Genomic DNA, 23,856 nt, shown 5'->3' with positions numbered 1-23,856 from the left:
CGGCCGGGTGTGCCGCTCCGGCCAACCGGGTCAGCCGGGCAATGCCGCCAGGTCGGCGAGCATGGTCAGGCGCTCCTCCGCGCTGAGCGCGGCGTACGGGGCGGCGGCTCGCCGGTCGGTCTCCAGTTCGATGGCGAGTCGCTCGGGGCCGGCCGGCAGGGCGGCGATGCTCGACGCGCTGTGCCCGGCGGCGGTCCAGGCGGCGGCGTGCGCGTCGGCCCTGTGGTGTCGCAGCGTGCTGAGCCGGTTGAGCAGCAGCACGCCCGACGGGGTGCCGTCCGGCTCGTACGGGGGTGCCAGCGCGGCGAAGGCCGAGGCGACCCGGTCCGGCTCCTCGTCGGCCAGCACCAGGGCGTACGACAGCAGTCGGCCGAGCATGGCCACCAGCCGGACCACCCGATCTTCGTGGCCGGCCCACAACTCCTCGGTGACCTCGGCGTGCACCTGGTACAGCTCGGCGAGGAAGGCGGCGCCCCGCTCGGTGGCGGACAGGGCGCCGTCCGGGCCGCGGTAGATCATCCCGTGGGCCACCTGCTTGTCCACGGTCCGCCGGCAGGCGACCGGGTCCTGGTAGCGGGTGATCGCTGCGAAACCGGGCCCGTCGACAGTGCCACCGGGTGCGGCCAGCCGGGTGCGCAGGTCGACCAGGAAACCGGTCGCCGTGATTCCGCCGTAGCGCTGGGACAACTCGGCGCCACCACCGTCCCGGCCGGCCAGGATGCCGGCGCGGAAGGTCCGGTCCACGGCCGGCGCGAGCAGCCCGGCGATCCGGTGGGGCGCCAGTTCGACGGTGTTCACAGACCGATCGACCGCAGGACGGCGAAGCCCTCCTCCGCGATCCGCCGGATCAGCCCGTCGTTGACGTCGCGGTGCTCGTCGAGCACTGTCACCTCGTGCTCGGCCAGCCAGCGGTACTCGGTGTGCTTGCCGGCCTCCAGCATCGGGCGGTCGAGGTCACCGTCGACGCGGACCAGGAAGTCGTACTCGGTCCGGGCCAGGCCGTCGTCGCCGACGTAGCTGTACTCGCCCACCTGGCCCAGGACGTGGGAGAGGACCCAGCCGGTCTCCTCGGTGATCTCCCGACGCAGTGCCTCGTCGATGTCCTCGCCCGGCTCCACGTGACCGCCGACGATGTCCCAACAGTTGGGAAACAGGCGTCGGTGTGGTGAGCGGCGCTGAAAGAAGATGCGGCCGTCATGGTCGACGATCAGCGCGCCGGCGCAGCGCAGGGGCTCGGTGGACACCATCCGACAGTAGCCAGCGTCCGCAGCTTGTGCGATGCCGCTCTTGTCCCGGAAACATCCACCGACCACCATGTCCGTACCGAATGCCACCGTCCCAAAGGGGTGATGTGTGATGCAGGTACGGGATGCGATGTCCAGCCAGGTCCTCGTCGTCGGTCCGGAGCACACGCTCCGCCAGGCGGCCCGGATGATGTCGGCCCGCGGTGTCGGGTCGGCGGTCGTGATCGACCCGGATTCCGAGGGTGTGGGGATCATGACCGAACGTGACGTGTTGAAGGCCATCGGCGCCGGCCTGGACTGCGACGTGGAACGCACCGGCGCCCACCTGACCTGGGACGTGGTTTACGCGGGGCCGGAGTGGACGGTGGCCGAGGCCGCCGCCGCGATGGCCCGGGGCGGATTCCGGCACCTGGTGGTGCTGGACGGCCAGGAGGTGGCCGGCGTGATCTCCGTGCGGGACATCATGCGGGTCTGGTCGGAGAGCCAGGCGGTCGCCACGACCTGACCGGGGGTGGTGTGCGGGGCCGGATCGATGGGTAGACATCCCTTGCGGGCGCGGAGATGCCGTGGCCCGTGGGGGAGGTCCCGATGCGCGACGCGGAGCGGCTGGTCGAGCAGCAGTACGACATGCTCCTGCGTCGGGACGTGGCCCGGCTGCCGGATCTCTACGCCCCGGAGGCGTTCTACGCCATGCCGGGCGTGACGGTCCGGCCGATCGAGTTGCCCGCGCTGCTGCGCACCTGGACCGGCGCCTTTCCGGACCTGCGGGTCGACCCGATGGGCGCGGTCCGCACCGGCGGTGGCGCCGCGGTCGAGCTGCGACTGACCGGCACCCACACCGGCACACTGCACTCGCCGTACGGCACCGTCGCGCCCACCGGCCGGCTGGTGAGCTGGGAGGTGGCCGACGTGGTCCGGGCCCGCAAGGGACGGATCACCGCCTGGCGCTCCTACTTCGACTGGAGTCAGCTCCTCGACGCGCTCGGCGTGCAGCTGGAGGGACTTTCCCGGGCCGCGCAGCACGACGCGCTCGCCCTTCCGGTCTGATCTGCCGCCGTCCGGTGGAGTGGGGTCACCCGACCCGGTGGCTCAGGATGCGGACATCGCCGTGCCGACCGCGCGTCCCCCGCCGCCGCCCGTACGCTCAACATCCATGACCGCCGAGCAGTTGATCTCCTTTGCCCGTGGGGCTCCCTCGCTGGACATCGTCGATGTCGAGGGGCTCAAGGCCGCCGCCGTCCGCGCCTTCGACGCCGACCCCGCAGGGGTGACGGCGTACGGCACCTCCGTCGGGTACCTACCGCTGCGAAAGTGGATCGCCGAGAAGCACGGGGTCGAGGCCGACCAGGTGCTGGTCACCAACGGGTCGCTTCAGGCCGACGCGTTCCTCTTCGACCACCTGGTCCGCCCCGGCGACGCGGTGGTGGTGGAGCGCCCGACGTACGACCGGACGCTGCTCAACCTCCAGCGGATGGGCAGTGAGCTGCACGGCATCGCCGTCCAGCCGGATGGCCTGGACACTGCCGAGCTGCGCAAGCTGCTGGAGTCCGGGGTCCGCCCCCGGCTCGCGCACGTCATCCCGAACTACCAGAACCCGGCCGGCATGACGCTGTCCCTGGAGAAGCGCCGGGAGCTGCTCGACCTGGCCGCCGAGTACGAGTTCACGATCTTCGAGGACGACCCGTACGCGGACGTCCGCTTCCGTGGCGAGGCGCTGCCGTCGATGCTCTCGCTGGACACCCGCAACGTGGTGGTGCACGCGTCGAGCTTCACCAAGACGGTCTGCCCGGGTGTGCGGGTCGGTTACCTGGTCGGCCCGGCCGACCTGATCGCCTCCATCGCGAAGAACGCGACGAGCCTCTACATCTCGCCCGGGATGGTGTCCCAGGCGATCGTGCACCAGTTCTGCGTCTCCGGTGACATCGACCGCTCGATCGAGACGGTCCGGGCGGCGCTCGGCGAGCGGGCCCAGGTGCTCGCCGATTCGTTGCGCCGGCACCTGCCGCAGGCGCGGTTCGTGGAGCCCGACGGCGGCTACTTCCTCTGGGTGGAGTTCCCGGAGGACGTGCTGGTCGACCGGCTCGCCCCGGCGGCGGCCGAGCGCGGGGTCGCCGTGGTCAAGGGCAGTGACTTCGTGCTGGACGGCGGGCGGCACGCTCTCCGACTGGCCTTCTCGGCGGTGACCGCCGACCGGATCGACGAGGGTGTCCGGCGGCTCGCCTCGGCCGTCGAGGCCGTCCGCAGCTGAATTAACTGTCGGGTTCCTGACAGAACGACGATGCCGGCCGTCCCGGGGCTCCCCTCCGGGCGGCCGGCTGGCCCACAATGCTGCGAGCGTCACCCCGCCAGCTGCGGAGTTCACCGCCCGGCCTCCGGGCCGGCCCTGCCGGGTTGACGCGGCAGCACAACCTCCCGCCCCCACAGGTGCCGGGTGGGCCGTGTCGTCCCCCGCACACCCCCCGATGCGGCCCGGCCCGCCCGGCGCCGCCCCCCACGCGACCGCCGTCACACCGGTCCTCTACCGCGATCGGCGTAGCCTGCAAGCCGCAGCTGAGCGCGGGAGGTGACGCGATGACGGATCGGACAGAGCGGGACCGGACGGCACCGTCGACCACCGGTCGGGTGCTGCGACCTCGGGCGTGGCCCTCCCCGGTCCGGGCGATGACCCGGATCCTCAACGCCGACGGCTCGCCGCCCGTTCCGGCGCCGGCGGGCACGGGCACCGGCCGTAGCGCGGTGGTCGACTGCGCGCTCTACGTCGACGGCAGGCGGCAGCCCGGCGACTGGACCTACGCGGAGGCGTTGGCCGCTGCCCGCCGCGAGGAGCACGGGTTCGTCTGGATCGGTCTGCACGAGCCCGAGCTGGCCGAGATGACCGCCATCGCGGAGACCTACGGCCTGCACGAACTTGCGGTCGAGGACGCGGTCAAGGCCGAGCAGCGCCCCAAGCTGGAGCGGTTCGGCGACGTCGTCTTCCTGGTGCTGCGCACCGCCCGCTACTGCGAGCACACCGAGCTGACCGAGAACTCCGAGGTGGTGGAGACCGGGCAGGTGATGCTCTTCATCGGCCCGAACTTCGTGATCAGCGTCCGGCACGGCGATGCCTGCCGGCTCGCCCCGATCCGCGCCGACCTGGAGACCAAGCAGGAGTTGCTGCTGCACGGCCCGTGGGCGGTGGCGTACGGCGTGACCGACCGGGTGGTCGACCTCTATCTGGAGGTGGCCGAGCAGATCGAGGACGACCTGGACGTGCTGGAGGCGGAGGTCTTCGACCGGCACGGCCACGGGCGGATCCAGCGGATCTATCAGATGAAGCGGGAGCTGGTGGAGTTCAAGCGGGCGGTGGTGCCGTTGCAACGGCCGCTGATGACGCTGACCTCCCAGGTCAACCGGGACGTGCCCAAGGAGATCCGCAAGTACTTCCGGGACGTGCAGGACCACCTGAGCCGCACCGTGGAGCAGGTGAACTCCTACGACGACCTGCTGAACTCGATCCTCCAGGCGCGGCTGGCCCAGGTCACCGTCGACCAGAACAACGACATGCGCAAGATTGCCGCGTGGGCGGCCATCGCCGCGGTCTGGACCTCCATCGCCGGCGTCGAGGGCATGAACTTCGAGAACATGCCCGAGCTGAAGATGACGTACGGCTATCCGGTGGCCCTGGCCCTCATGCTCGGCGTCTCACTGGCCCTCTACCGCTGGTTCCGCCGCAACGGCTGGCTCTGACCCTTCGGTAGCGCCGCTCACGCGGAAGCGCCGGCGAGTGGGTGGACCCACTCGCCGGCGCCCGATGCGCTGCTGTTGATCTCAGCGGCGGCCGTTGGTGCGGGCCGTGTCCTTGCCCAGCGCCTTGGTGAGGTCGTCGGTCGGCCGACCGGAGACATCGGTGGCGCCCTCGGCGACCGACGGGACCTTGTCGGTCGGGCGGACACCGGTCTGCTTGGCCGGGGCGGTGGTGCTGGCACTGGAGCCGCCGGCCACCGCCGAGCTGCCCGCGCCGGTCATCCCCGCCGCGCCGGACATGGCGGACCCGTCGGACCCCCGGGCGGCGGACGGCGTACGCACCTCGATCGAGTCGACCTCGTCGCGCATCGGCTCCAGGGTGCTGCGGGTCGGGTCGTACTCGGCCCACTCCTGCTGCTCCCGGCGGCGACGCAGGGCGACCGCGCCGGCCAGGCCGGCGATGGCACCCGCCGCCAACAGGCCGGTCATCATCGAGCCGCGACGACGCGGCTGCTTCTTCTTACCGGTGATCCGCATGGTCTTCGACTTGGCCTTCCTGGTCAGCGGCCCTGCCTGCGCGGCGCCGTCACGAGCAGCCGCCGCCAGCGGTGCCAGCGTGGTGAGAGTCGTCCCCCAGCCGGTGGACGCGCGGTCGCGTACCTTCGCGGCCGTCGGTGCGACGTAGCCCCGGGCCACCTGGACCCGCGGGCCGACGGTCGCGCCGGCGCCCTTCGCGGCGTGATTGGCTGCCAGCATCAGGTGGCTGATGCTCTGGTTCAGCTCGGCCTTGGCCAGCTGCCCCTGGGACTTACGCCGCCCGAATCCAAACACGGTCCTACCTCCTGGGAGTTGTTCCTTCGTCATCCTCCACCTTCGGATGCCTCCGCGATGCCAGATCGGGCACATGGGAGGATCCGCATGGAACTGACCAACGAGTGAGGAGTACCCGTGGCCGAGGCTGTCTACGCCACCCTGCACACCAACGCTGGCCCGATCCGGCTGGAGCTCTTCCCCAACCACGCGCCGAAGACCGTCCGCAACTTCGTCGACCTGGCCGAGGGAAACCGTGAGTACACCGACCCGCGCACCGGTCAGCCGGGCAGTGGGCCGTACTACGACGGCACCATCTCGCACCGGGTGATCAGCGGTTTCATGGTCCAGATGGGCGACCCGACCGGCACCGGCCGGGGCGGACCGGGCTACAAGTTCGCCGACGAGTTCCACCCGGAGCTGCGGTTCGACCGTCCGTACCTGCTGGCGATGGCGAACGCCGGACCGGGCACCAACGGTTCGCAGTTCTTCATCACCGTGTCCCCGACGCCGCACCTCAACAACCGGCACACCATCTTCGGCCAGGTCGCCGACGAGGAGTCGGTGAAGATCGTGGATTCGATCGCGAACACCCCGACCGGTCCGAGCGACCGTCCGCTCCAGGACGTCGTCATCGAGCGGGTCGAGATCGAGCGGTCCGCTTCCTGAACGACTGGCGAGGTACCTTTGCTCGCATGATTGAGCGCTCCGGAGCACAGCCGGTGCCGGTGGACCGTGCGGTGGCGGACGGAGGGTCGGCCCGGTGAGCGAGTCTCCGCCGACCACCCCGGTCTGCTACCGGCACCCCGGCCGGGAGACCTACGTCCGGTGCACCCGCTGTGACCGGCCGATCTGCCCGGACTGCATGCGGGACGCCTCCGTCGGGCACCAGTGCCCGGAGTGCGTCAACGAGGGACGTCGCAGTGTCCGGCCGGCGCGTACCGCCTTCGGCGGCGGTACGGCCGGCCGGCACGGCTATGTCACCAAGGCGCTGATCGCCGTGAACGTGCTGTTCCTGCTCGCCTCCATCGCCTCCGCCCGGGGCGGGGACGCGGCGGTGGGCGGCTCCGGCTTCGGCGGCCTGATGGGTGGCAGCACGCCGCTGACCGAGTGGGGTGCGGTGCTCGGCCGGGCCTACCTCTCCGACTACACGCTCGGCGGGATCGCCGAGGGCCAGTGGTACCGGCTGGTCACGGCAATGTTCCTGCACTACGGCGTGCTCCACCTGCTGCTCAACATGTGGGCGCTGTGGGTGCTCGGCCGATCGCTGGAAGCCAACCTCGGGCGGGTGCGGTTCGCCGCGCTCTACCTGATCGCGGGCCTCGGCGGCAACGTGGCCGCCTACCTGTTCAGCAGCCCGCGGGCGGCCACCGTCGGCGCGTCGACCGCCGTGTTCGGTCTCTTCGCCGCACTGATCATCATCGAGCGCAGGTTGGGCCGGGACATTTCCCGGATCATCCCGATCCTGGTGATCAACCTGGTGTTCACGCTCGCCGTGCCGGGCATCTCGATCCCCGGGCACCTGGGCGGGCTCGTGGTCGGCGCGCTGATGGCGTTGGTGCTCGCGTACGCGCCGCGGAGTCGTCGCACGCTGGTGCAGGTCACCGGTGGGGCGCTGATCCTGCTGATCCTGCTCGCGCTGGTGCTCTTCCGGACCGCCGCGCTGCTCACCTGACCGGGCGGGCGGCCCGCAACGCGGCGGCCACCTCTTCCGGGGTGGCCCCCAGGTCGTACCGGCCGAACAGGTGCAGCGAGTTGCCCGCGTCGATCTCCAGGGTTTCGCTGGTCAGCCCCAGCCGGGGCCGCCGGTCGACGGCGATCGCCTCGACCGCCGACCAGGGCAGCAGTCGCCGGCCGGCGAAGCCGTGGATGACGGTGAGCCCGGCCGGGTCCACCGACAGTCGGACCGGCGCGACCAGGTCACGCACCGCCCAGCCGGCCAGCGCGGCGGCGGCCAGGACGGCCACCGCCAGGCGGACCGGGTCGCCGTCGGCGAAGAGCAGCCCGAGCGCGACGAGCAGGACGGCGCCGGCCAGTTTCGCCGCCGGCAGGCTCGACGGCACCCGCCACTGCTGTGCCGGGGAGGTCTCATTCACCCGCCCAGCATGCCAGCGGCAGTCGGACTCCGGCACCTCGTGCGGGTGTGGCCGGACGACCGGTCGATGGACGACGTAGGATCGGGGCAGCCCAAGTTACCGGGGAGTAAACATGAGTGACGCGGTCATCGTCGGCGCGGTACGTACCCCGGTCGGGCGGCGCAAGGGCAGCCTCGCCAGCGTCCACCCGGTCGACCTCTCGGCGCACGTGCTGCGCGCCCTCGCCGAGCGCACCGGGCTCGACCCGGCCCAGGTCGACGATGTCTTCTGGGGCTGCGTGTCCCAGGTCGGCGAGCAGTCGTGGAACATCGCCCGCAACGGCGTGCTCGCCGCCGGCTGGCCCGAGACGGTGCCCGGCACCACACTGGATCGGCAGTGCGGCTCCAGCCAGCAGGCTCTGCACTTCGCCGCAGCGACGGTGCTCTCCGGTCAGGCCGACCTGGTGGTCGCCGGCGGCGTCGAGTCGATGACCCGGGTGCCGATGGGCTCCAGTGTGGCCGGCGGCATGCCGTTCAGTGACCAGCTACGCGCCCGTTACCGGGGCGTCGAGGGCTTCGCCGACGACGCGCCGCTGCCGTTCAACCAGGGGGTCGGGGCCGAGCTGATCGCCCAACGGTGGCGCCTCTCGCGTACCCAACTGGACGAGTTCGCGCTGGCCAGTCACGAGAAGGCGGCCGCCGCGCAGGACGCTGGCGCGTTCGACCCGGAGCTGACCCCGGTGCCGCTCGCCGACGGTGGCAAGTTCGCCGCCGACGAGGGCATCCGCCGGGAGACCTCCCTGGAGAAGCTGGGTGAGCTGACCACCCCGTTCCGCGCCGACGGCGTGGTGACCGCCGGTTCCGCGTCCCAGATCTCCGACGGCGCCGCGGCCCTCGCGGTGACCACCTCCGACTGGGCCAGCCGACACGGTCTGCGCCCGCTGGCCCGGATCCACACCGCCGTGGTCGCCGCCGACGACCCGGTCACCATGCTCACCGCGCCCATCCCGGCCACCGCGAAGGCGCTGCGCCGCGCGGGGCTGGGCATCGAGGAGATCGGGGTGTACGAGGTGAACGAGGCGTTCGCCCCGGTGCCGCTGGCCTGGCTGGCGGAGACCGAGGCGGACCCGGAGCGGCTCAACCCGCGCGGCGGGGCGATCGCCCTCGGCCACCCGCTCGGCGGCTCCGGTGCCCGGATCATGACCACCATGCTCCAGCACATGCGGGACAACGGCATCCGCTACGGGCTCCAGACCATGTGCGAGGGCGGCGGCATGGCCAACGCCACCATCGTCGAGCTGGTCTGACGCGGGGCGGGAAAACGCCTCGCCTCGACGCGGAACGGCCGCCTAAGGTGCCCAGCGTGACGACGATCGCCGGTGAGCGCGCCCCCGACTGGTCCAGCGAGCAGTGGCAGGTGCGGGCCCGATCCTGGGTCGACGCGCAGCTGAGCCAAACCGGCCGACGGGTGACCGGGCTGGTGGAGCCGAGGCTGCGGCCCTGGTCGCTGGTGTGGCGGGTGCCCACCGACGACGGTCCGGTCTGGTTCAAGGCCAACAACCCGGGCACTGTGCACGAGGCCGTCCTGATCGCGGCGCTCGCCGAGTTGACGCCCGACCGGGTGCTGACGCCGATCGCGGTGGACCCGGCGCAGGGCTGGTCGCTGCTGCCCGACGGCGGCGAGTCGTTGCGCGACGTGCTGGCGCGCGACCCCGACCTGGCGCACTGGGAGCGGGCGCTGCCCGGGTACGCGGCACTGCAACTGGCGAGCGCGTCGCGCGCCGACGAGCTGGTCGCCCTGGGCGTGCCGGATCAGCGTCCGGAGGTGCTGGCCGGTCTCTTCGCCGAGCTGCTCGACGATCACGAGGCGCTGCTGGTCGGTGCCGAGGGCGGGCTCAGTCCGGAGGTGCACGAGCGGTTGCGGGCCGAGCTGCCGGCGTACGCGCAGCGGTGTCGCCGGCTCGCCGATTTCGGCATTCCGGCGACCGTGCAACACGACGACCTGCACGACGGCAACGTCTTCGCCGGCGCGGCCGGGTACCGGTACTTCGACTGGGGCGACGCCTCGGTGGCGCACCCGTTCGGCACGCTGCTGGTGACGCTGCGCTCCATCGGGCACGCCGGGAAGCTCGCTGCCGACGACGCCCAGCTGGTGCGGTTGCGTGACGCGTACCTGGAGGTGTGGACCGACCGGTACGACCGGCGAACCCTCGTGGAGGCCGCCGACCTCGCGATCGGCCTGGGGCCGGTGAGCCGGTCGCTCTCCTGGCGTCGGGCACTGGACACCCCCGAGGAGTCCCGCGCCGAGTACGCCGACGCGGTCCCGGGCTGGCTGGAGGAGCTGTTCGCCGCCAGTCCACTTCAGCCGAACTCCTGACCATGATCCGTCCGAGTCGGAAGTCGGACAGGCAGTGCGACAGGCGGCGTGGAACTTCCAAAAATCCCGCGTGACCCACGTCACCCTGGTGGGGGCGTCGTTGGGCAGGTCATGGACGTCTTCTCCCGAACGTTCCTCCCGGCCGCCGCTGAGGCTGGCCTGGCCGTGCAGACGGTGAGCCGGCACATGCCGGTCTTCCGGCGCTGTGTCGGCTCCGGTGACGCCACCATCCTGGTCACCCGTTGCAGCCGCCCCGACCGCCCGGTCACCGGCGACTACCTGTTGCTACTCACGCACCGCCGCCTGGTGGTGACCCAGCAGACCCGGCTCCTGCACCGACTGCGACTGCACCTCAACACCGAGTTGCGCGAGCTGAGCAACGTCACCTGGAGCCCGGACCCGCGGCTGCAGTCGGTGGAGATGGCGGCCACCGCGATCGACGGGATCCGTGAGCGGTTCCTGATCCGGACCAGTCACCCGAAGCAGGTCTGGCAGCTCGACGCGTTGCTCAACCAGGCGTTCCGGACCCGCCTACGGCCGGCCGGCGCGCGGGTCGTCGCCAGCATCGGTGACGCACCGGCCGCCGCCCGGCCCGGGATGTTCGCTCCGTCCTGGTGAGCTGACTCCGCCGGGCGTCGCCCGGCTTTACCGAACTCGAACACACACCGATCGCGCCGAGCCTGCGCAGTCGGCAATCATGGGCCGGTGACCGTCGAACCACCGCATCGCGGGCTCGTCCTCGTCGTGGAGGACGAGCCGGCCATCGCCGACCTGGTCCGGCTCTACCTGACCCGGGACGGGTTCGGCGTCCACCTGGAACGTGACGGCGAGGCCGGGCTGAGCGCGGCACGCCGGTTGCGCCCGGTGGCCTGCGTCCTGGACATCGCGCTGCCGGGCCTGCCCGGCACCGAGATCTGCCGCCGGCTGCGCGAGGCCGGCGACTGGACCCCGGTCATCTTCCTCACCGCCCGCGACGACGAGGTGGACCGGATCGTCGGTCTGGAGTTGGGCGCCGACGACTACGTCACCAAGCCGTTCAGCCCTCGGGAGCTGGTTGCCCGGGTCCGCGCGGTGCTGCGCCGATCCGCCGGCGGCCCGGAGGGCGCGGACCGGCAGCGTGTCGTCGGCCCGGTGACGCTCGACCCGGCCCGCCGTACTGTCACCGCCGCCGGCTCTCCGGTGCAGCTCACCTCCACCGAGTTCGACCTGCTGGCCCATTTGATGGCCCGGCCCGGCCGGGTCTTCACGCGGGAGGAGTTGCTGGCCGGTGTCTGGGGCTACGCGGCGCACGCCGGCACCCGGACGGTGGACGTGCACGTCGCCCAGGTGCGGGCGAAGCTCGGCCCGGCGAGTGTGATCCGGACCCATCGCGGCGTGGGGTACGCGGTCGATGCCTGACCACCCTGGGCACGTCGAGTCGCCGACCATGGCCCTGCCGGTGGTGGGCGCCGCCCCACCCACCGCACCCCGACGAGGCCGACTCGGCCGTACGCTGACCGCCCGCGCGGTGCTCGTCACCTGCGCTGTGGCGCTGGTGTCGGTGCTGGTCACCGCCATCGTCGCGGTGCCGTTGGCGATCCATGGCGCGGAGCGGAGCGAGCAGGAGGCGCTCGCCGCCCAGGCCCGACTCGCCGCCGAGGTGCTGCGGACCCGGCTCGACCGGGGTCGCAGCGCCGACGAGGAACGGCTCATCCGGCAACTGCGCGACCAGGGCATCGACGCGTACCTGGTCCGCCGTGGGGCGGTCGACCGGGCGGGTCTGCCGCCCCGGGTGGTGCAGCGGATCGGGCAGGGCCGCAACGTGTCGGCCCGCCGCTCGGTCAACGGTGAGCGGGCTCTGGTCGAGGGTCGGGCCCTGCCCGGCGGCAACGGGGTGGTGCTCTCCCGTCCGCTGGCCGACGGGCTGTGGGCCCGGGTGCTGCTCAGTCTGTGGTTGCCGCTGCTGGCCGGGTTGACCGCCGGTGTGGTGGCCGGGCTGCTGCTGGCCCGTCGGCTGGCCCGGCCGATCCGGGTCGCGGCCACCGCCGCCGCCCGGCTGCGCGCGGGTGACCGCGCCGTCCGGGTGCCGGTCGAGCCGCCGGACGAGGTCGCCGACCTGGCCGAGGCGTTGAACGGTCTGGCTGCCGCGCTGGCCACCAGCGAGGGCCGACAGCGGGAGTTCCTGCTCTCCGTCTCGCACGAGCTGCGCACCCCGCTGACCGCGATCCGGGGGTACGCCGAGGCGCTCGCCGACGGGGTGCTCGGTGCCGACGACACGGTGGACACCGGTCGGACGATGCTGGCCGAGGCTCAACACCTGGACCGGCTGATCGGCGACCTGTTGGCACTGGCCCGGCTGGAGGCCGCCGACTTTCCCCTGGAACCGGTGCTGGTGGACCTGACCCAACTGGCAGTGGACGCGGAGCCGACCTGGTCCGGGCGGTGCGCGGCGGTGGGCGTGCCCTTCCGGGTGGAGACGCCCGGCCAGCCGGTGCCCGCGTACACCGATCCGGGGAGGATCCGGCAGGTGCTGGACGGGCTGCTGGAGAACGCGCTGCGGGTCGTACCCCCGGGGTCGCCGGTGGTGCTCGCGGTCCGGCCGGCCGGTGCGGACCCGGCGCACGGCGGCGTGTTGGAGGTTCGCGACGGCGGGCCCGGCTTCACCGACGACGACCTAGCGGTGGCCTTCGAACGCGGTGCGCTGCACGAGCGTTACCGGGGGGTGCGCAAGGTGGGCAGCGGACTGGGGTTGGCGCTGGCCGCCGGGCTGGTCCGCCGGTTGGGCGGGGAGATCGCCGCGGGGCACGCGCCGGAGGGCGGCGCCGCCTTCACCGTCCGGCTGCCCGGCGATCCTTACCTGACCCGAACATCGGCCTGACGCTCCGCTCGTCGTTCCCGGGAAGGCTGAGGGCTCCACGGACGAGAGGGAGAGTCATGCCACGTTGGGGTATCGCCACCGGCACTACCGCACTGCTCGCGGCGGTCGCGCTCGGCGTCAGCGGCTGCGGCGCAGCCGAGGTGGCCAGCCAGCCCGCCCGGGATGTCGCCGTCGAGGTCGCCGCCGCCATGGGAGTCGAGGGTCAGGCGCTGGCCGCGATGGGCTTCGACGCCGACGACCTGGACGTGCGGACCGTCGCCGCACCGGCCACGCCGACGCCGGGTGCGTCCCCCAGCGCCAAGGAGAAGGCCCGGGACAAGCGCGGTGAGGAGTGGCGCAAGCGCCGCCAGGCCCGCGTGCTGCTGCGCAAGAACACCCTGCACGGTGAGGCGGTGGTGAAGACGAAGGACGGCGGTACGCAGACCGTCGCCGTGCAGCGCGGCGAGGTGACAGCGATCGACGGCGACTCGATGACCGTCAAGTCCACCGACGGCTTCACCATGACCTGGACCTTCGGCGACGACCTGCGGGTGGTCGAGCGGCGGGCCACAGTGCAGCCGAGCGACGTCACTGTCGGCGCGACGCTCGGCGTCGCCGGCGCGAAGGACGGCGACAAGGGCGTGGCCCGGCTCGTCCTCATTCCCCGCGCCAAGTGAGCGCAGGGGCCCTGGTCGACGCCAGGGCCCCTGCCCTCGTCAGTAGACGCGGGAGCCGATGAAGTCGTCGTGACCGTAGCCGACCGGGTTGGCGGCGGTACGGGCCTCGAACGACCACTGCTGCCGGGTGCTGCTGGAGCAGTTCGCCAACCGCAGGCGAGAGCTGCCCAGCAGCGGGTTGTCGAACGCCACGCAGAGGTTGTTGGCGCTCGCCGGCCTGATCTGGTTACCCACGAAGACGAACTGCTGCGCTCCGGTGCCGTTGCAGTCGTAGATGTTGACAGCGGTGCCGGCGGTCATCGAGCTGTTGGCGACGTCCAGGCAACGGTCGTGGGACAGCTCCGAGTGCAGCGACCGTCGGGCCGAGTCGTACCAGAAGCCCTGGTTACGCCCGCCGTGGCAGGAGTACGGCTGCTGCGCGGTGCCGTTGCGGGAGTCGTACCCCTTGCCGTCGACACAGGTGCCGGTGGCCACGTTGCGCAGTTGCTTGAACTCCAGCAGCCCCGGGTAGAGCACGCCACCGCCGGTGCTGGCCGGGTCGACGCAGCTGGCCCGCGTCTGCCCGGAGTTCCAGAACTGGGTGATGCACTGGGCGAACATGCCGTGCCCGCGGGCGTTCGGGTGGAACGACTGTCGGGCGGCGTTCTCGTTCCAGATGCCGACCTCGATGAAGAGGCCGCGGACCGAGGTGTTGTCGGTGCACACCTCGTGCCCGTGGAAGAGCCGGCTGGCATCCAGGTAGCGGGTGCCGGTGTTCGCCGCGGCCGAGCGCAGCGCCGACTCGAACATCGGCACCGCCTTGTTCCGGGCGAACGCCGCGTCGGCCAGGTAGAGCAGACAACCGCCGGAGTACCAGCCGGGGAAGTTGGGGTTGTCCTCCACGTCGGGGCTGCCGGGGCTCGGGTACGACATCAGCACCAGCTCGTAGTCCGACCGCAGGTAGCCGGCGTTGGTCATGGTCTGCCGGATGTCGGTCAGCGCCGACTCCACGGCCTGCCGACTGCCGTCGGTGCGGATCGTCCACTGGTCGGTGTAGGTGGGGTAGCAGGCACCCTGGAAGAAGACGCGGCGGACGGCGCAGTCGGTGGCGACCGGACCGAACTGGATGGTGCCGTCACCGTTCGCGCCGACCACCACCCAGATCAGCTTCACGTGCGTGTTGCGCGCCTTGATGCCCAGGTAGTCGCCCTGGTTCAGCTCGTTGTGCTGGGTCGGGCCGCCGGCGATCAGGTTCCACGGGGTGGCACCGGAGCAGGCGATGTTGTACTGCGCGTCCGACGTGATGCCGGTGCGGAAGACCGCCTGGTCGTACGAGCGGTCGCACCAGTTGCCGTCCTGGTGGGTGCCGGGGACGTAGTTGCCGACCCCCTCACCGGATATCTCGCTGTCACCCATGGTGATCAACGCGGTACGCCGTTGTTCGATCGGGCGGATCGCCGGGCTGCCGTAGAGGGCGGTCGCCTCGGCGGCCCGGATGGCTTCGAGGTTGGCGGGGAGTGGTTGGACGGTCGGTCTGTCGGCGGCGGTGGCGGGGGTGGCCGGTCCGGCGAGCATCGGTAGGACGAGAGCGGCGACGGCGACGGCGACGGTGATGGCCCGTCGTCGGGTCGCGCGTTCGGGCCTGGCGGGGATTGCAGGCATCGACGCACTCCTTTCGGCTCAATCGCGGGACGTCGATTGAGTTACCAGACGGTAACGTGCGGATCCATAGATGTGAATGCGCTTCAGGTCCTTGCGCGCCGGATGCGGAACCGCCCGGATCGGACTATCCGGGCCCGCGCGCCAGCGCCACGGCAGCGCGGGTCGGCTTCTGGTTCAGCTGTCCGGCGGCGGTGCGGCCGGCTTCTGGTTCAGCGGCCTGGCGGCAGGGCGTAGCCCACGTAGCCGCGGAACTCCAGCCGCCAGCCGGCCGGGACGAGTTTGGCGCAGGCCGCCTTGTTGCCGGTGCAGACGATCGCGTCGACCGAGGAGGGGTTGGCCGGCGGCCGTTCCGGCAGTACCGACTGCAACGCCACCAGGTCCGGTGAGCCGCCGTCGGGCTGCCGCAGCAGCAGCCACCACGGGTACTCCCAGTTGTCGTTCTGCTGCACCAGCCCGATCCGCCGCGCACCGCTGTCCTGGACCGCGGTCGCCGCCCAGCGGAACTCGTCGGCCCACTGGGGGCGGCGCAGGAACCGGGTGTCCCAGTCCGAGGTGGTGAAGACCGAGCCGACGCCGACCAGCCGACGCGGGAAGCCGTACGACACTGCGAGTACCCCGGCCAGCGCCGAGGTGGCCAGCACGGTGACGGCCGCCACCGTGGCAACCGTTCGACGCCCACCGGCGCGGTTGCGCAGGAGAGCGTCCAGCCAGAGGCCGGCGAGGGGCACGGCGAGCACCACGGCGTAGAGCAGCAGCCGGTTCCCCCACGGCTGCCACTTGATCATCGCGGTGTGCAGCAGCACGGCGGTCAGCACCACCGCGGCGTACGCCCGCAGCGACCCGGCCCGCTCGGGAGCGATCCGCCGTGGTCGGGCGAGCGCCATCACCGCACCGATCACCGCCAACGCCCCGGCCAGCGGAAACGCGACCCGGTCCTCGTCCGGATACCAGGCCGGCTCCGGGAACAGTTCCCGCCCGAAGGTGATCGCACGGTCCTGCGGGTCGACCCCGATCGCCTCGGCGCCGCTGATGATCACCTCGGCCCCGGCCCGACGCAGCGGCGCCAGTGGCGTGTCGAACGCGGTGTGCCCGATCCGCAGCGCGTTGACCACTATCGACGCCGGGTCGTGCCGCTCCATCGGAATGGATTCGCGCAGCCGGGGCGGCCCCAGCGGGTGCCCGAACTCGGCGGTCACCCGAGCCAGGAAAGGGCCGACCACCACGGCAGCGACCACCAGGATCAGCACCGAACCGCCGACCGTGCGGGCCAGCCCACCGACCGGCCAGGACCGCCGACCACCGCCCGCGGCTGCCGGGTCGGTCGACGCGGCGTTCCTGCTCCGGGCCAGCCTCAACTGGGCCAGTCCCCAGAGCACCAGCAGCGGGCCGACCGCGATCAGGCCGCTGGTCTTGGTCACCGCGGTCAGCCCGGTGGCCGCGCCCAGCCCGAGCAGCGCGCCCCAGCCGGTCCGTCGACTCAGCCCGTCCAGCACCACTGTCGCCGCGCAGGCCACCCACGCCGCGCAGATCAGGTCGGTCTGCGTGCTGGTGGCCTGGAGCACCACCATCGGCGTGGTCGCCAGCACGAACGCGGTGAGCAACTGGGCCCGCCTGCCGCCGCCGAGCTGTGCGGTGATCCGGGCAGCCACCAGGAGACAGACCACCCCGGCCGCCCACTGCACCAGGTTGTGCAGGTGGTCCCCGCCGGTGAGCAGGCGCAGGTGCAGCAGCAGGTACTCGGCTCCAGGCGGGATGGTCACCTGCCGGTGGATGGCGGTGGGCCAGAAGTCCAGGTCGCCCTGGGCCACCCAGTGCTCCACCTTCGGCAGGTGGTACGTCTGCGAGTCGAAGTTGTTCGGCTCGGCCAGCAGCGCGACCAGCAGCTCCACCAGGACCAGCCCGCCGACCGTGCCGGCGAGGAGCCGCTCACCCGGTCGGGCCGTACGCCACCCGTCGACCGCTACGGCACGAAGGTCAGCGAACCTTCGACCAGCCCGGGTCGGCGCGGAGGTGGGCTCACCGAGCTCGGCGGCCGGGGTGGACACGTCGGGTCCGCCACCGGACACCACAGCGCCGACCGGCACCGGCCGCGATGCAGCGCTGACTGCCGGCGCAGCGCTGACCGGCACCGGTGCGGCGGCGGGCGGCTGCCCGAGGCGGGTCGCCCGTCGCCAGCGCAGACCGGTCGCCGCTGCCGCCGCGACCAGGAAGAGCAGCCAGGCGACGGTGAACGCGCCTCGGGTCAGCGCGTGCGACGCGCCGAGCACCTCGACGACGAGCACCGCGTACGCCCCGGTGAGCAGGACGGCGCGCACCACGGCGAGCCGCAGCGGTGCGACCGCGCCAGCCTCGCGTGGCATCGCCGCGACGATGAGCAGGAGCACCGCGGCGGCAGGAACCGCCGCGAGCAGGGAGCCGGCAGCCGACATGGCGGAAGTAAACACCATTGATCTGAAGCCGCCGCGCCGACTGCCCAGCGGTAGCGGTACGCGGTAAACAAACCAACCAGGCTAGGCTATGGCCGACGTGTTGCCGCCACCGTGGAGATCCCCGTGAAGCTCTCGATCCTCATGCCGGTCTACAACGAGGAAGAACGCATCGCGGATGCCCTCAAGCAGGCATTGGCGGTGGACTATCCCTGTGAGATCGAATTGGTCGTTGTTGACGACGGCAGCCGCGACGGCACCGGCGAGGTCCTCGGTCGCGCCGACGACGCGCGCCTGCGGGTCATCACCCACCAGCGCAACGCCGGCAAGGGTGCCGCCATCAAGACGGCGGTCGACAGCGCCGAGGGTGACTACATGGTCATCCTCGACGCCGATCTGGAGTACGACCCGCAGGACATCCCCAAGCTGCTCGACCCGGTGCTCGACGGTCGGGCCACGGTGGTCTACGGCAATCGCACCTTCGGCAGCCACAGCGCCTACAGCTTCTGGTACGTGATGGGCAACAAGGGCGTCACGATGGCGGCCAACGTGCTGTTCAACTCGTACATCGGCGACCTGGAGACCTGCTTCAAGCTGATGCCGGTGGCGCTCTACCGGTCGCTTGAGGTGCGCTCGCGCGGCTTCGGCATGGAGGCCGAGGTGACCGGCAAGCTGCTGCGTCGCCGGATCCGGCCGTACGAGGTGCCGATCAGCTACCGGGCGCGCGGCCGCGAAGAGGGCAAGAAGATCACCTGGAAGGACGGCGTCGAGGCGATCTGGATCCTCGGGCGCGAGCGCGCTCGCCGCCGCCCCGCCGTCTCAGCCGCCAACTGACCCCAGGAACCCGCTGATCGACCGCCGCAGGCCGTCGGCGTCCAGACCATGCCACCGGGCGTGGTCGGCCGGATCGCCGTACCGTCGCAGGTCGGTCTGACCCACCCCGAGGGCGAGCAGCCGGTGCGGTACGTCCGCCAGGGCCCGGCTGACGAGCGCGCTCGACGTTCCCGCCAGGTACGGCTCGACCAGCACCACGTCGGTGTTGGCGAGCGCCCGCAGCCCGGGCGTGTCGAGCGGCCGGGGCGTGTGGGTGTACGCCACAGTCACGTCCATTCCCTCGGTCGCCGCCACTGTGGGGTCGAGCATCGGTCCGACCGCCACCACGAGGGGCGCATTCGTCAGGCCTCGCCGGATCACCCGTAGCCCTGTGGCGTCCGGGTACGCCTCGGCGTTGCGCTGCTCGGAGAGCCGCAGGTAGATCGGATCGTCGCTGGTCGCGGCGTTGCGCAACAGCGGCGCCACCTCGTCCGGATGGCCGGGCACCCGGACCGTCCAGCCGTCACCGAGGGAGTCGAAGAGCGCCACGTCCCCGGGGGACTGGTGGGTGCGGCCCTCAGCCGACCCGTCGTACGACGCGCCGATGCTGACCAGGACGGCGCCCACGCCCTGGTGGTCCAGATCCAACTTGATCTGCTCGTACGCCCGGTCCACCAGGAACGTCGCGTACGAGTGTGCGATCGGACGCAGCCCGGTCAGGGCGAGCCCGCCGGCCACCCCGATCATCAGTTGCTCCCGGATCCCGACGTTGAGCACCCGGTCCGGGTGGCGGTGGCTGGCCGAGGCGAACTGGGCCACCGAGATGTCGGCCAGCACCAGTGCGGTACGCGGATTCTCGTCGAGGAGCGCGTTGGCGGTGTCGATGAAGGCGGTACGCATGTCGGTCATCCCTTGCTCTCGGTGCGGGCGACCACCAGGTGCGGGTGTCGTGGTCGGTGCCCGGTCAGCGCCGCGTACAGGGCTTCGTGGTTCCGGCCGTCGACGGTGTCGGCAGTCCAACCGTTGACGGTGAACCGGCTGGCGATGCCACCGGCCCACCCGTGGCTGGCCGACGAGTTGTCGACAACGACCGCGGTGAGGCTGTCGAGGCCTGTCGCTCCCGCGTACGCGATCGCCTCGTGGTTGGACCCCTCGTCCAGTTCGGCGTCGCCGAGCAGCACGTACACCCGGGGGTTGAGCAGCCCCTGGGCGCGCAGGCCGAGCGCGGTGCCGACGGCCAGCCCGAGCCCGTGCCCGAGGGAGCCGGAGCCGATCTCGACCCCGGGCACCAGGAGCCGGTCCGGGTGGTGGCCGAGCCGGCTCGCCGGTCCGGCCAGGTCGTCGAGCCAGGCGTCCGGGATGAAGCCGTGCGCGGCGAGCACCGCGTAGTAGGCGGCCGGTCCGTGACCCTTGGAGAGCAGGAACCGGTCCCGCTCCGGATCGTCGGCGGTGTCGGGGGTGACCCGCAGCACGCGGTCGTAGAGCACCTGGAGCACATCGGTGGTGGAGTGCGCGCTCGGCGCGTGCTTCTCGTCGCCGGTCAGTCGTCGGATCAGCCCGGGCAGTCGGGCGCTGCTGTCGGTGGGCAGTGTGGTGGTCATGCCACTACTGTGTGAGTTGAAGTGGACTTCAACTCAAGGACCTGGGGATGCCGGATCTACTGACGATCGGTGAGCTGTCCGCCCGCTCCGGGGTGGCACCGTCGGCGCTGCGCTACTACGAGCGACTCGGGCTGATCCGCGCCGACCGCACCGGCGGCAACCAGCGCCGGTACGCCCGCGCCGAGCTGCGGCGGGTCGCCTTCATCCGGATCTCCCAGCAGGTCGGCGTCTCGCTCGACGAGATCCGGGAGGCACTCGACTCGCTTCCCGAGGCCCGCACCCCGAGCCCGCAGGACTGGGCGCGGCTCTCGGCGAGCTGGCGCAGCCGACTGGACGAGCGGATCCGGTTGCTCACCAAGCTCCGTGACGACCTGGACGGCTGCATCGGCTGCGGCTGCCTGTCCTTGCAGCGCTGCACGCTCAACAACCCGGAGGACACGCTGGCCGGCGAGGGCCCGGGCGCCCGGCTGGTGCTGCCCCGACCGACGGACGACCCGACGCTGGCAGGCTCGCTCAACTGACGGCCACCCGGCAGGCTCGCTCAGCTGACGGCCGACCCGCCACCCGGCGGGCGGGTGAGCAGCACCTTGCCGAAGTGATCGCTCGACTCGACGAGCCGGTGCGCCTCCGCCGCCTCCGTCATCGGCAGCCGCCGGTCCACGATCGGCCGGATCCGACCCGCCTCGACCAACGGCCACACCTCGTCCCGTACGCCCTGGACGATCTCCGCCTTCTCAGCGAGCGGACGGGACCGTAGCGACGTCGCGGTGACGCTCGCCCGCTTGGTCAACAGCGCGCCGAGATCCAACTCCGCCTTGCGCCCACCCTGCATCCCGATCACCACGAGCCGACCGCCGGTGGCCAGCGCGGAAACGTTCCGCCCCAGGTAGGACCCACCCATGATGTCGAGGATGACGTCCACGCCGCGCCCGTCGGTGACCCGCCGGACCTCCTCGACGAAGTCCTGCTCCCGGTAGTCGATCAGGTGTGCCGCACCCAACTCGCGCAGCCGGGCGTGCTTGCCCTCCCGCGCGGTGGTCAGCACTGTGACGCCGAGGGCCGCCCCGAGCTGCACGGCGAAGGTGCCGATCCCGCTGCCCCCGCCGTGCACCAGCAGCGTGTCGCCCGTGCCGAGCCGCGCCACCTGAACCAGGTTCGACCAGACCGTGCAGGCCACCTCGGGCAGCGCCGCCGCGTCGACCGGGTCGCAGGGCACCGGCAGCAGTTGCCCGGCGGGGACCGCAACCCGCTCCGCGTACCCACCGCCGGCCAGCAGCGCGCAGACCTGCTGCCCGACCGCCCAACCGACGACCTCCGCGCCAACCTCCGTGATCACCCCAGAGCATTCCAACCCGGGGTACGCGGGCGCGCCCGGCGGCGGAGGGTAGTGCCCCTGCCGTTGCAGCAGGTCAGCGCGGTTGACCCCGCTGGCCCGCACATCCACGATCACCTCGTTGGGGCCCGGCTCCGGGTCGGGCACCTCGGCCCAGACCAGCGCGTCGGGTCCACCGGGCTGCGGAATCGTGATGGCTCGCATGGGCCCAGTCTTCCCGATCTCACCGGGTGCCGCAGGCGCACCCTCCAGCCCACAGTGGACGCGGCAGACCGCCTGGCCGGCGCACCGGGGAGGGACGCCGGGCCGCCCGGAGCGAGCCGTGGCAGACTATGCGTGGCCGTACGCCCACGGGTGACGGCCCAGGAGGGTTCGCCTAGTGGCCGATGGCGCTGGTCTTGAAAACCGGTAAGGCAGCGATGTCTTCGTGGGTTCGAATCCCACACCCTCCGCCACCTTGATCCACTCGACTTCCCGGAAGTCGGGGGGTTCGGCCCACGCGGATGCCGCGATTTCCTGAATGTCGAGTGGATCTGGCGCGGGTGGGGTGATGGCAGTCCGGTGCCCCCGTGTCCCGGTCACTCCGGCGGGTCGGTGGACCGCCGTTCCCGGCGGATCGTCTCCTCGGCCAGTCGCTCGACAGCGCGTCGGCGTTCGTCGGCGATGGCTCGCTCGTCCCGGCGGCGGAACGCGGTGACAACAGCTACCACGAAGTCCCGCCAGATGCCGGCCACGATGTCCCCCTGCGGAACGTTGCCCGAACTCAAACGTAGCTCCGCGAAACCATGGTCGGTCAGCGCGCGCTTCCGGTCGTCGGGAGGGCCGTGGCGGGGTAAGAAGGGGCTGGTATCTCCGCACATCGGAAGGACGCGTCCCCATGACCCTGGAACGACCGATCGCCCCGGACCCGTACGAGCTGCTGCCGACGGTGCCCTCGTTCACGCTGACGAGTGACGACGTGCAGAACGGCGAGCCGATGGACGCCCGGCACGCGCATGGCAGCACCGGGGGCGACAACGTCTCGCCGCAGCTGACCTGGTCGGATTTCCCCGCCGAGACGAAGAGCTTCACGGTGACCTGCTACGACCCGGACGCGCCGACCGGCAGCGGTTTCTGGCACTGGGTGCTGGTGAACGTGCCGGTCAACGTCACCCAGTTGCCCACCGGGGCTGGTGGCGCGGCGGGCACCGACCTCGGCGGGGCGTTCCCGGTCCGCAACGACTACGGCGAGCAGGGCTACGGCGGCGCGGCTCCGCCGCCCGGCGACCGCCCGCACCGCTACGTCTTCGCGGTGCACGCCCTGGACGTCGACCGCCTGGACCTGACTCCGGACGCCAGCCCCGCCTACGTCGGCTTCAACCTGACGTTCCACACCCTGGCCCGAGCGGTGATCCGCCCGACCTACCAGATCAAGGAATGATCCGTACCCCGCGATCTTGCACGTGACCGCGAGGTGCGGTGCAAGATCGCGGGGATGGGTGGGTCAGGCTGGGACGCGCGCCACGGCGAAGACGGACTGGCCGAACGGCGGGAGGACGAGCTGCTCGGCGGCCTTGGTGGCGGGCAGGACGAGGGTGTCGTACACCTTGACCATCGGGCCCTCCTTCGGCATCAGCCGGAAGACCTTGGTGGCCATGAAGTAGCCGATCAGCCCGAGCGCGTTGGCGTAGTGCATCTTCTCGATGGTCAGACCGGCGTCGGTCATCGCCGCCCCGAGCGTCTTCTTCGTGTAGCGGCGGACGTGCCCGGTGGCGATGTCGGCCGGGCCCATCGCGAACTGGAACGCCGGCACGATGATGATCACGGCGCCGCCGGGTCGGACCAGGTCGCGCATGCTCTCCAGCGCGCCCACGTGGTCCTCGATGTGCTCCAGGACGTTGTACGAGACGGCGGCGCTGTAGTCGCCCCGGTCGTTGTGCGGCAGCAGCATCTGCCGGACGTCGATGTTCGGACGGTCGGCGAGGCGCTCCTTGAGCTGCACGAGCCGGTCCGGGTCGGCCTCGGTTGCGGTGAACCGCGGCAGCCGCTCGGACCATTCCAGTGCGTAGTCACCGAGGCCGCTGCCGATCTCGATCGGGTCGTCGCCGAGATACGGCACGGCCAGTTCGATGAACCAGCGACGGTGGTTGACAGCGGTTGCCAGGCCTTCCAGCACCTCGGACTGCACGCGCTGATCCCCAGTGATTTCTGCCATGCGTCGATTCCTCACGATATGAACTCGACCCGTGCCTGGACCGACAGAGTGAATCATCCGCTGGGATGGCGAAAGAATCGGGGCATCGGGGTGGCCGAATTGTGGTC

General features: G+C 71.6%; 26 protein-coding genes and 1 tRNA gene. 16 read left to right on the top strand and 11 right to left on the bottom strand.

Annotated elements, in window-relative coordinates; genetic code table 11:
* Positions 1–30 precede the first annotated feature (30 nt).
* Positions 31–798, bottom strand: coding sequence for a hypothetical protein (locus MED15_RS21525; protein WP_112583844.1), 768 nt, complete (start codon positions 796–798; stop codon positions 31–33).
* Positions 795–1,247: an NUDIX domain-containing protein gene (locus tag MED15_RS21520; RefSeq protein WP_181518408.1), complete on the bottom strand. Its 453-nt coding sequence runs from the start codon at positions 1,245–1,247 to the stop codon at positions 795–797. The genes MED15_RS21525 and MED15_RS21520 overlap by 4 nt, the downstream gene beginning before the upstream one ends.
* Before the next feature lie 109 nt (positions 1,248–1,356).
* Here MED15_RS21520 and MED15_RS21515 point away from each other — a divergent pair, with 109 nt between their 5' ends.
* The 4 genes from MED15_RS21515 to corA all read left to right on the top strand — a co-directional run bounded on the left by MED15_RS21515 (position 1,357) and on the right by corA (position 4,970).
* Positions 1,357–1,749: a CBS domain-containing protein gene (locus MED15_RS21515; protein WP_091396882.1), complete on the top strand. Its 393-nt coding sequence runs from the start codon at positions 1,357–1,359 to the stop codon at positions 1,747–1,749.
* A gap of 83 nt (positions 1,750–1,832) precedes the next feature.
* Entirely contained in the window at positions 1,833–2,291 is a 459-nt protein-coding gene (locus tag MED15_RS21510) for an ester cyclase (protein ID WP_112583998.1), read from the top strand.
* Between the two features lie 106 nt (positions 2,292–2,397).
* Positions 2,398–3,492 (top strand): aminotransferase-like domain-containing protein, encoded by a 1,095-nt coding sequence (locus MED15_RS21505; protein ID WP_112583842.1) that lies wholly within the window; start codon positions 2,398–2,400, stop codon positions 3,490–3,492.
* 323 nt (positions 3,493–3,815) lie between these two features.
* Complete coding sequence (corA, locus tag MED15_RS21500; protein WP_112583841.1) at positions 3,816–4,970, top strand: magnesium/cobalt transporter CorA; 1,155 nt, start codon at positions 3,816–3,818, stop codon at positions 4,968–4,970.
* Between the two features lie 81 nt (positions 4,971–5,051).
* Here corA and MED15_RS21495 read toward each other — a convergent pair whose 3' ends face one another.
* Entirely contained in the window at positions 5,052–5,831 is a 780-nt protein-coding gene (locus tag MED15_RS21495) for a hypothetical protein (protein WP_112583840.1), read from the bottom strand.
* Positions 5,832–5,915: 84 nt separating this feature from the next.
* Between MED15_RS21495 and MED15_RS21490 the strand changes: the two genes are divergently transcribed.
* The gene (locus tag MED15_RS21490; RefSeq protein WP_091396894.1) at positions 5,916–6,446 is read left to right on the top strand and encodes a peptidylprolyl isomerase; all 531 of its coding nucleotides are present in this window, start codon (positions 5,916–5,918) and stop codon (positions 6,444–6,446) included.
* 94 nt (positions 6,447–6,540) lie between these two features.
* On the top strand, positions 6,541–7,452 hold the full coding sequence (locus tag MED15_RS21485) for a rhomboid family intramembrane serine protease (RefSeq protein ID WP_112583839.1): 912 nt from the start codon (positions 6,541–6,543) through the stop codon (positions 7,450–7,452).
* On the opposite strand, the gene MED15_RS21480 is transcribed toward MED15_RS21485, so the two are convergent.
* Positions 7,445–7,873 carry a PH domain-containing protein gene (locus MED15_RS21480; protein WP_112736793.1) on the bottom strand — a complete coding sequence of 143 codons (429 nt, stop codon included), beginning with the start codon at positions 7,871–7,873 and terminating at the stop codon, positions 7,445–7,447. The two genes, MED15_RS21485 and MED15_RS21480, sit on opposite strands and share 8 nt — an antisense overlap.
* A 112-nt stretch (positions 7,874–7,985) precedes the next feature.
* Between MED15_RS21480 and MED15_RS21475 the strand changes: the two genes are divergently transcribed.
* The 6 genes from MED15_RS21475 (at position 7,986) to MED15_RS21450 (ending at position 13,741) form a co-directional block, all read left to right on the top strand.
* Positions 7,986–9,158, top strand: coding sequence for a thiolase family protein (locus tag MED15_RS21475; protein WP_112736791.1), 1,173 nt, complete (start codon positions 7,986–7,988; stop codon positions 9,156–9,158).
* Between the two features lie 56 nt (positions 9,159–9,214).
* Positions 9,215–10,228, top strand: coding sequence for a phosphotransferase family protein (locus MED15_RS21470; protein WP_112736790.1), 1,014 nt, complete (start codon positions 9,215–9,217; stop codon positions 10,226–10,228).
* A 111-nt stretch (positions 10,229–10,339) separates the two neighbouring features.
* Positions 10,340–10,846, top strand: coding sequence for a hypothetical protein (locus tag MED15_RS21465; protein ID WP_112583835.1), 507 nt, complete (start codon positions 10,340–10,342; stop codon positions 10,844–10,846).
* A gap of 87 nt (positions 10,847–10,933) precedes the next feature.
* A complete protein-coding gene (locus tag MED15_RS21460; protein ID WP_112730307.1) occupies positions 10,934–11,626 on the top strand; it encodes a response regulator transcription factor in 693 nt (230 codons plus the stop codon).
* Positions 11,619–13,085 carry a sensor histidine kinase gene (locus MED15_RS21455; protein WP_112736788.1) on the top strand — a complete coding sequence of 489 codons (1,467 nt, stop codon included), beginning with the start codon at positions 11,619–11,621 and terminating at the stop codon, positions 13,083–13,085. The genes MED15_RS21460 and MED15_RS21455 overlap by 8 nt, the downstream gene beginning before the upstream one ends.
* A 56-nt stretch (positions 13,086–13,141) precedes the next feature.
* Positions 13,142–13,741, top strand: a complete 600-nt coding sequence (locus tag MED15_RS21450; RefSeq protein ID WP_112601314.1) for a hypothetical protein — start codon at positions 13,142–13,144, stop codon at positions 13,739–13,741.
* A 39-nt stretch (positions 13,742–13,780) separates the two neighbouring features.
* Here MED15_RS21450 and MED15_RS21445 read toward each other — a convergent pair whose 3' ends face one another.
* Positions 13,781–15,382: a ricin-type beta-trefoil lectin domain protein gene (locus MED15_RS21445; protein ID WP_112601315.1), complete on the bottom strand. Its 1,602-nt coding sequence runs from the start codon at positions 15,380–15,382 to the stop codon at positions 13,781–13,783.
* A gap of 209 nt (positions 15,383–15,591) precedes the next feature.
* Positions 15,592–17,811: an ArnT family glycosyltransferase gene (locus MED15_RS21440; protein ID WP_167457701.1), complete on the bottom strand. Its 2,220-nt coding sequence runs from the start codon at positions 17,809–17,811 to the stop codon at positions 15,592–15,594.
* A 123-nt stretch (positions 17,812–17,934) separates the two neighbouring features.
* Here MED15_RS21440 and MED15_RS21435 point away from each other — a divergent pair, with 123 nt between their 5' ends.
* Positions 17,935–18,642, top strand: coding sequence for a glycosyltransferase family 2 protein (locus MED15_RS21435; protein WP_030487790.1), 708 nt, complete (start codon positions 17,935–17,937; stop codon positions 18,640–18,642).
* Here the strand turns inward: MED15_RS21435 and MED15_RS21430 are convergent.
* Positions 18,628–19,521, bottom strand: a complete 894-nt coding sequence (locus tag MED15_RS21430) for a transketolase family protein (RefSeq protein ID WP_112698880.1) — start codon at positions 19,519–19,521, stop codon at positions 18,628–18,630. The two genes, MED15_RS21435 and MED15_RS21430, sit on opposite strands and share 15 nt — an antisense overlap.
* A 5-nt stretch (positions 19,522–19,526) precedes the next feature.
* The gene (locus MED15_RS21425) at positions 19,527–20,222 is read right to left on the bottom strand and encodes a transketolase (RefSeq protein ID WP_112583830.1); all 696 of its coding nucleotides are present in this window, start codon (positions 20,220–20,222) and stop codon (positions 19,527–19,529) included.
* 47 nt (positions 20,223–20,269) lie between these two features.
* On the opposite strand from MED15_RS21425, the gene soxR reads away from it, so the two are divergent.
* A complete protein-coding gene (gene soxR / locus MED15_RS21420) occupies positions 20,270–20,743 on the top strand; it encodes a redox-sensitive transcriptional activator SoxR (RefSeq protein WP_112583829.1) in 474 nt (157 codons plus the stop codon).
* 20 nt (positions 20,744–20,763) lie between these two features.
* On the opposite strand, the gene MED15_RS21415 is transcribed toward soxR, so the two are convergent.
* Entirely contained in the window at positions 20,764–21,759 is a 996-nt protein-coding gene (locus tag MED15_RS21415; protein ID WP_112736785.1) for an NAD(P)H-quinone oxidoreductase, read from the bottom strand.
* Positions 21,760–21,920: 161 nt separating this feature from the next.
* Between MED15_RS21415 and MED15_RS21410 the strand changes: the two genes are divergently transcribed.
* Positions 21,921–22,010: transfer RNA gene (locus MED15_RS21410), tRNA-Ser, on the top strand.
* A gap of 123 nt (positions 22,011–22,133) precedes the next feature.
* On the opposite strand, the gene MED15_RS21405 is transcribed toward MED15_RS21410, so the two are convergent.
* A complete protein-coding gene (locus tag MED15_RS21405) occupies positions 22,134–22,322 on the bottom strand; it encodes a hypothetical protein (protein ID WP_112583827.1) in 189 nt (62 codons plus the stop codon).
* 110 nt (positions 22,323–22,432) lie between these two features.
* Here MED15_RS21405 and MED15_RS21400 point away from each other — a divergent pair, with 110 nt between their 5' ends.
* Positions 22,433–22,975, top strand: a complete 543-nt coding sequence (locus MED15_RS21400; protein WP_112583826.1) for a YbhB/YbcL family Raf kinase inhibitor-like protein — start codon at positions 22,433–22,435, stop codon at positions 22,973–22,975.
* A 63-nt stretch (positions 22,976–23,038) separates the two neighbouring features.
* Here MED15_RS21400 and MED15_RS21395 read toward each other — a convergent pair whose 3' ends face one another.
* Positions 23,039–23,749, bottom strand: a complete 711-nt coding sequence (locus MED15_RS21395; protein ID WP_112583825.1) for a class I SAM-dependent methyltransferase — start codon at positions 23,747–23,749, stop codon at positions 23,039–23,041.
* Positions 23,750–23,856 lie beyond the last annotated feature (107 nt).

Source organism: Micromonospora noduli, assembly GCF_003264475.1.
Classification (GTDB): Bacteria; Actinomycetota; Actinomycetes; order Mycobacteriales; family Micromonosporaceae; genus Micromonospora; species Micromonospora noduli.
This window is presented reverse-complemented; position numbering and strand designations above follow the sequence as displayed.

Bases quoted from the DNA above. Each gene is read 5' to 3' on its own strand.
- MED15_RS21445 (WP_112601315.1), bottom strand. From the start codon at position 15,382: ATGCCTGCAATCCCCGCCAGGCCCGAACGCGCGACCCGACGACGGGCC.
- MED15_RS21510 (WP_112583998.1), top strand. From the start codon at position 1,833: ATGCGCGACGCGGAGCGGCTGGTCGAGCAGCAGTACGACATGCTCCTG.
- MED15_RS21395 (WP_112583825.1), bottom strand. From the start codon at position 23,749: ATGGCAGAAATCACTGGGGATCAGCGCGTGCAGTCCGAGGTGCTGGAA.
- MED15_RS21495 (WP_112583840.1), bottom strand. From the start codon at position 5,831: ATGACGAAGGAACAACTCCCAGGAGGTAGGACCGTGTTTGGATTCGGG.
- MED15_RS21515 (WP_091396882.1), top strand. From the start codon at position 1,357: ATGCAGGTACGGGATGCGATGTCCAGCCAGGTCCTCGTCGTCGGTCCG.
- MED15_RS21425 (WP_112583830.1), bottom strand. From the start codon at position 20,222: ATGACCACCACACTGCCCACCGACAGCAGCGCCCGACTGCCCGGGCTG.
- MED15_RS21400 (WP_112583826.1), top strand. From the start codon at position 22,433: ATGACCCTGGAACGACCGATCGCCCCGGACCCGTACGAGCTGCTGCCG.
- MED15_RS21430 (WP_112698880.1), bottom strand. From the start codon at position 19,521: ATGCGTACCGCCTTCATCGACACCGCCAACGCGCTCCTCGACGAGAAT.
- MED15_RS21450 (WP_112601314.1), top strand. From the start codon at position 13,142: ATGCCACGTTGGGGTATCGCCACCGGCACTACCGCACTGCTCGCGGCG.
- MED15_RS21520 (WP_181518408.1), bottom strand. From the start codon at position 1,247: ATGGTGTCCACCGAGCCCCTGCGCTGCGCCGGCGCGCTGATCGTCGAC.
- MED15_RS21440 (WP_167457701.1), bottom strand. From the start codon at position 17,811: ATGTCGGCTGCCGGCTCCCTGCTCGCGGCGGTTCCTGCCGCCGCGGTG.
- MED15_RS21415 (WP_112736785.1), bottom strand. From the start codon at position 21,759: ATGCGAGCCATCACGATTCCGCAGCCCGGTGGACCCGACGCGCTGGTC.
- soxR (WP_112583829.1), top strand. From the start codon at position 20,270: ATGCCGGATCTACTGACGATCGGTGAGCTGTCCGCCCGCTCCGGGGTG.
- corA (WP_112583841.1), top strand. From the start codon at position 3,816: ATGACGGATCGGACAGAGCGGGACCGGACGGCACCGTCGACCACCGGT.
- MED15_RS21455 (WP_112736788.1), top strand. From the start codon at position 11,619: ATGCCTGACCACCCTGGGCACGTCGAGTCGCCGACCATGGCCCTGCCG.
- MED15_RS21465 (WP_112583835.1), top strand. From the start codon at position 10,340: ATGGACGTCTTCTCCCGAACGTTCCTCCCGGCCGCCGCTGAGGCTGGC.
- MED15_RS21505 (WP_112583842.1), top strand. From the start codon at position 2,398: ATGACCGCCGAGCAGTTGATCTCCTTTGCCCGTGGGGCTCCCTCGCTG.
- MED15_RS21475 (WP_112736791.1), top strand. From the start codon at position 7,986: ATGAGTGACGCGGTCATCGTCGGCGCGGTACGTACCCCGGTCGGGCGG.